General features: G+C 55.9%; 5 protein-coding genes and 1 pseudogene. 3 read left to right on the forward strand and 3 right to left on the reverse strand.

Features of this window, described 5'->3' with window-relative positions; translation table 11 throughout:
- The 3 genes and pseudogenes from EN939_RS20655 to fghA form a co-directional block, all read left to right on the forward strand.
- Positions 1-382, forward strand: a pseudogene (locus tag EN939_RS20655) (formylmethanofuran--tetrahydromethanopterin N-formyltransferase); the annotation flags it as partial.
- Positions 379-1188, forward strand: coding sequence for a formylmethanofuran dehydrogenase subunit C (locus EN939_RS20660; RefSeq protein WP_127269459.1), 810 nt, complete (start codon positions 379-381; stop codon positions 1186-1188). The pseudogene EN939_RS20655 and the gene EN939_RS20660, both read left to right, overlap by 4 nt.
- Before the next feature lie 102 nt (positions 1189-1290).
- Positions 1291-2121, forward strand: a complete 831-nt coding sequence (fghA, locus tag EN939_RS20665) for an S-formylglutathione hydrolase (protein ID WP_127269460.1) — start codon at positions 1291-1293, stop codon at positions 2119-2121.
- A gap of 330 nt (positions 2122-2451) precedes the next feature.
- Here the strand turns inward: fghA and EN939_RS20675 are convergent, their stop codons facing one another.
- From EN939_RS20675 to EN939_RS20685, 3 genes are all read right to left on the reverse strand, one after another.
- On the reverse strand, positions 2452-3285 hold the full coding sequence (locus tag EN939_RS20675; protein WP_164748676.1) for a DUF3037 domain-containing protein: 834 nt from the start codon (positions 3283-3285) through the stop codon (positions 2452-2454).
- Positions 3269-4036, reverse strand: a complete 768-nt coding sequence (locus EN939_RS20680; protein ID WP_127269462.1) for a HipA family kinase — start codon at positions 4034-4036, stop codon at positions 3269-3271. Before EN939_RS20680 ends, EN939_RS20675 begins: the two co-directional genes overlap by 17 nt.
- 666 nt (positions 4037-4702) lie before the next feature.
- Positions 4703-4940 (reverse strand): hypothetical protein (locus EN939_RS20685; RefSeq protein ID WP_164751111.1); only part of this gene is annotated, 238 nt, incomplete at its 5' end.

Below are 4940 nucleotides of genomic sequence, written 5' to 3' on the forward strand. Positions count from 1 at the left end.
CGCCAACGCTTTGGCCGCTGCCGAGGCCGCGGTCGCTGCGATCGGCATGGTGCCTGGCGCCATCGTGCCGTTTCCGGGCGGCATTGCCCGTTCGGGTTCCAAGATAGGTGGCAAATACAAAGGCATGATCGCTTCGGCCAACGAAGCCTACGCGCCAACGCTGCGCGGTGTCGTCGCGAGTGAGCTCGGTCCCGACATCAACGCCGTCCTGGAAATCGTCATCGATGGTGAAACCAATGATGCAGTTGCCGCCGCGATGAAGGCAGGCATCAAGGCTGTCATAGAACTCGGCCCGAAAAGAGGCGCGGTTCGGATCAGCGCCGGCAATTACGGCGGCAAGCTCGGGAAATTCATCTACTCGCTGAAGGATATGCTGCCATGAAGGCGCTGACCTTCACCCTGGTTGCCGAGCCGCCGGAGCGCCTTGACCTATCGCCGCTGACGCCGGAGCGGCTGGCCGGGATCGAAAGGCGCGACGTCGAAAGAATCCAGATCGGCATGTCGAAACACGGATCGAAGGTGGGCGACATTTTTCGCGTCGCCGGCAGCGATCCGACAAACATCGTGTTCGAAGGCGGAAGCACGCGCCTTGACCTTGTGGCGCAAGGCATGCGGGGTGGGTCGGTTCGCCTCGTTGGCAATGCGGGCGCCCAGGCCGGGCGCGCCATGCGCGGTGGGGAGCTCACGATCGAAGGCAATGCGGGTCCATACGCCGGCTCCGGCATGCGTGGCGGCAGGCTTGAGATAACAGGCAATGCCGGCGACCACCTCGGTGCGCCGCTCGTCGGGGAACTGGCCGGCATGAACGGCGGTGTGTTGATCGTCAGGGGCAAGGCGGGCGCCTTCGCTGCGGACCGCATGCGGCGCGGCCTGATCGCGGTGCTGAAAGGCTCCGGCGACCACGCCGGCAGCCGCATGATCGCCGGCACCTTGGTGGTGGCCGGTGGCACCGGCGAGATGCCCGGCTATCTGATGCGTCGCGGTTCGATCCTTCTCGATCGCACGCCGGCACGCATGTCGCCGAGCTTCGTCGAATGTGGCGCACCCGAGAGCGTTTTCGCCGCCATCATCGATCGTCATCTGATCGCCGAGGGCATTTTGAAACGGCCGCTTCTGGGGAGCGCACCGCGCAAATATGGCGGGGATAACGCAGTGCTCGGAATGGGCGAGGTTCTTTTTCCGCGCTGAGATCCGTCGACACAGGAACCATAGGATGGCAGGACGCAAGTGCTTGCCGCTGGGTGGCAGTGGTGGCGCCGACCGTCATCCGACCCGCAACGTGGAGAACACATGAAAATCATCTCTCAAACGAAAGCCCATGGCGGCGTGCAGGGCGTCTATTCCCATTTGTCGACGAGTTGCCGTTGCGACATGACTTTTGCCGTTTTCAAACCTCCGCAGGCGCGGGAGGCGCCTTGTCCCGTTGTGTGGTATCTCTCAGGCCTGACGTGCACCCACGCCAATGTAATGGACAAGGGCGAGTACAGGCGCATGGCCGCCGAGCTTGGCCTGATCGTCGTCTGTCCCGACACCAGCCCGCGCGGCGCCGACATTCCGGATGAAAAAGACAACTGGCAGTTCGGCTCCGGCGCCGGCTTCTATCTCGATGCGACGCAAGAGCCTTATGCGAAGAACTATCGCATGTATTCCTATGTCACCGAGGAGTTGCCGGCTCTCATCGCGGCTGAATTTCCAGCCGATATGGCGCGCCAGGCAATCTTTGGCCATTCGATGGGCGGGCATGGCGCGCTGACGATTGCCTTGAAGAATCCGCAACGTTTCAAGAGCTGCTCGGCGTTCGCCCCGATCGCCCAGCCAAGCACCGCCGGCTGGTCGAGACCGGCTTTTGAGAAATATCTCGGGAAGGATGAGGCTTCGTGGCGAACCTGCGACGCGACGTCGCTCATCGACGACGGATACCGTTTCCCCGAATTCTTGGTCGATCAGGGAACGTCGGACGGATTTCTTGACGACGGGCTGAGGCCTTGGCTGCTTGAAGCGGCCTGCGCCAAAGCAGGTATTCCGCTAAAGCTGCGGATGCAGGATGGATACGATCACTCGTATCTTTTCATCTCCAGCTTCATGGACGACCATCTGAGATGGCATGCTGAGAGGCTTTGATCTGGGCAGGCCGAAGGCATGGCCAGATGCAAACAACTCATTGAATTCGACGCCTTACACCGAGGGGCTGAAAGCACTGGGCAGCCCCGACGAGATCCCGGGTCCGCCGTGCGGTTGACCGGGATAAACGCCTGACGGCATCCAGTATTTCGAGGTGCGGCAGGTGAGGGGCGCAAGCTGCTGTTCGTCCGCATCGGCCAGGACGAACCGTTGTTTGACGAGCAGACGTTGCGGGTGTCGCCGGCTGGCTAAGAGCCAAAGGTAAGAGCCAAATCAGACTGAGCAGATGGCTGGACGAGTCGCAATTGCGTTAAACAATTAGCCGACTAACTAACTCCGCCAAAGTGATTTATGACCTGCGGCGTTCAAAATTATATCGAGATATCGGGCCTTATCCTCGCGACTTTCCATATTGAACGATTCAATTGCTTCCCTTTGAGCTATCTTGAGCGCAGGGCCGACTGCTCTTTCTACCAAGGTGGTGGCAGAAAAAACTAAGTAACAATTAATCCCTACATTGGACAGCGTGTCTTTTGCATGTTGAAAGGTTACGCTAGCTAAAGCGGCATTCTTAATTTCAGCGGATCCCGCGTGATCAGAGTTAGTAAAGTCTATGGTCTCAGTCGCATGATATCTAGAGTTCTTCAGCATGAAGTCGATATGAAGCTTCCCAGATGGGCCAACCGGAAGATTGGCCACAACACGATGCCTATCGATATCGTGAATATCTCCACTAAAGACGTCGTATTCCTTGAATATCTTGCGAAGGTCTTTGGATAGTTTGCTGCCGGCTTTCTTCTTGGCCGATTGCCCTTTTGGTTTCTCAATATATTCGGAGTTTATGTCCGATATTCTTTGCTCGTATTGATTGTCTGAATCGATCGTAAACCACCCAATCTCTGAAAGTGTATAGCCCGTAGCCTTCGAAAGTCGAGCCACTCGAGAGTCCAATTCGATTGATGGATCGTCAGACTCCCTGAGGTGCGTCGCAATCCACTCAACCGCCCGCGAACTGACATTGAAATAGTTCAACAACTGGGGAGAAGCGTTCAATCTCACATCAAGGCGATCGGACTTGAACACGACTAGGCCTACGTTCAAAACGTCGCCACGGTGCGCGAATGGCACCAAGCGAATTAGAGCGTAGTTAAAGATATGCACCACTGCGGATTCCTTCGTCCACTTCGTCGATTTGGCGTCCAAATTCCGGACTCAAGATTCTAGCTATCAGCGAAGTTCGTGCATTTTTTGACAACCAATCCGTTGGTAGCCCTATCATTGCATTGTCGCAGATAAGCGCACGACCTTTATGAAACCGGTCCAGGAACGATCTGGCAAATTCCACAGAGAAACCGTGTACTTTCCGTATCTTTTTACCGACCTGCACCGTCGGCATGCCTTGAGCAAGCCCAACTATGGCATTGTCATTCAAGATTGTTGAGCTGCCGAAGTCAATTATGTGCAGATTGGCGATCTCTTGACCGTCAATCAAGCCCGCCCGCTGGAACAGAAAATTGTGATCGTGCCGATCAGGATTGTAGATCAACTGATCAAAAGCATAGGTGGCTGAAAGCAAGTTGCGGATGCCTGGCACGTTGAGATTGCCGGGACCATCAAGAAGCAGCATGCTGGCTTCTAGGTCGCTCATGCAATGCGTGATCGCTTGTGAGCCGAATACAAGGGCTCCGCTTGGAGTCTGAAGCACCTTCATCGGAGGAACGGGTAGATTCAGAGACCTTGCGAACGACGTGCATATCCACTCAGTGGCGCAAACCTCGACCTCTCCGCCCATCCCTTTAACAAAATACCTCAATCCGTCGTCACAGAGCGCCACACCAGTTTGATGCACCGTAGTCTGACGGGGATTTGGCTTGTACTCAGTTATTCTGAGGGGAATGAATTCCAATTGCATCATAGGTTGGCATCCAGTGTCCCAAAAATCCCCCTGTCATAGTACCGCCCTACTCGGCGAACCCTGAAGTCACTTCGAATCAATTAAATTCTAATTGAATACTGGAAAAAGTCCATAAAATCAACATGGTGGCATTCATTGACAAAAGAACACCACATGCAGCTTTCTTGGGCAAAGTTGTTTGCCGGCCGCAGTCGAGCGACGGACAAACTCAAGGTGTTATCTTCTGCTCGGCGGCTCGTTCTTGGTGTCTCCGAAGCCGGGCTTGGGCACACGCTCGACTGTGGTTGTGTTCGGCCGGCGCTCTGCTTCCTTCACAGGAATGAATTGGCCGCTCTTCGAGCTTCGTCCAATGTCGAAAGTCTTGCGTTCGTTGGTGGTCATTTAGGTATCTTTCTTCTGGAGTTGCCTGAGCTACCTCGACTCCGAGAACCGACTCCCCATATGATACCTTTGCACAGGAGATGGGATTTCGGTCTCGTCGCCCCGCGTGGGCTCCGGCTTATTCGCGGTACCAAAGCCGGCCCAGTTTGGGTCGGCTTTGGTGTTTCTGGCACAAGTGCGCGATCTAAATTTTTTAGATGAGTTTCCTCTTTTGTTCCTTTTACCATTTCGGCCCAATCTTACGACCGGGCCGATGATGTTGCGTTTTAGCGCTTCAGACTTTCCTCAGCTGCACCCGCTGGTCGAACCGCACGTATCGCACTTCTCACAAGTCCCGTTCCGCACCATAGTGAAATTCTGGCACTCGGAGCAGGAATTGCCGGTGTAGCCCTGGAGCAGCGATTTGGCGCGGCGGTCGTTGGCGAGTTTCTTCGCTTCGGCCGCCTCAACGGCCGCAACGTCGGTGAACAATCCCGCCGTGGTATCGGAAGCAGCACCCACCGCCTCCTCGAAGGCGATGTCC

It is taken from the genome of Mesorhizobium sp. M7A.F.Ca.CA.002.05.1.1, assembly GCF_003998335.1.
Classification (GTDB): Bacteria; Pseudomonadota; Alphaproteobacteria; order Rhizobiales; family Rhizobiaceae; genus Mesorhizobium.

Excerpts from the sequence above, each read along its gene's own strand:
- EN939_RS20660 (WP_127269459.1), top strand. The coding sequence starts at position 379 with ATGAAGGCGCTGACCTTCACCCTGGTTGCCGAGCCGCCGGAGCGCCTT.
- fghA (WP_127269460.1), top strand. The coding sequence starts at position 1,291 with ATGAAAATCATCTCTCAAACGAAAGCCCATGGCGGCGTGCAGGGCGTC.
- EN939_RS20680 (WP_127269462.1), bottom strand. The coding sequence starts at position 4,036 with ATGATGCAATTGGAATTCATTCCCCTCAGAATAACTGAGTACAAGCCA.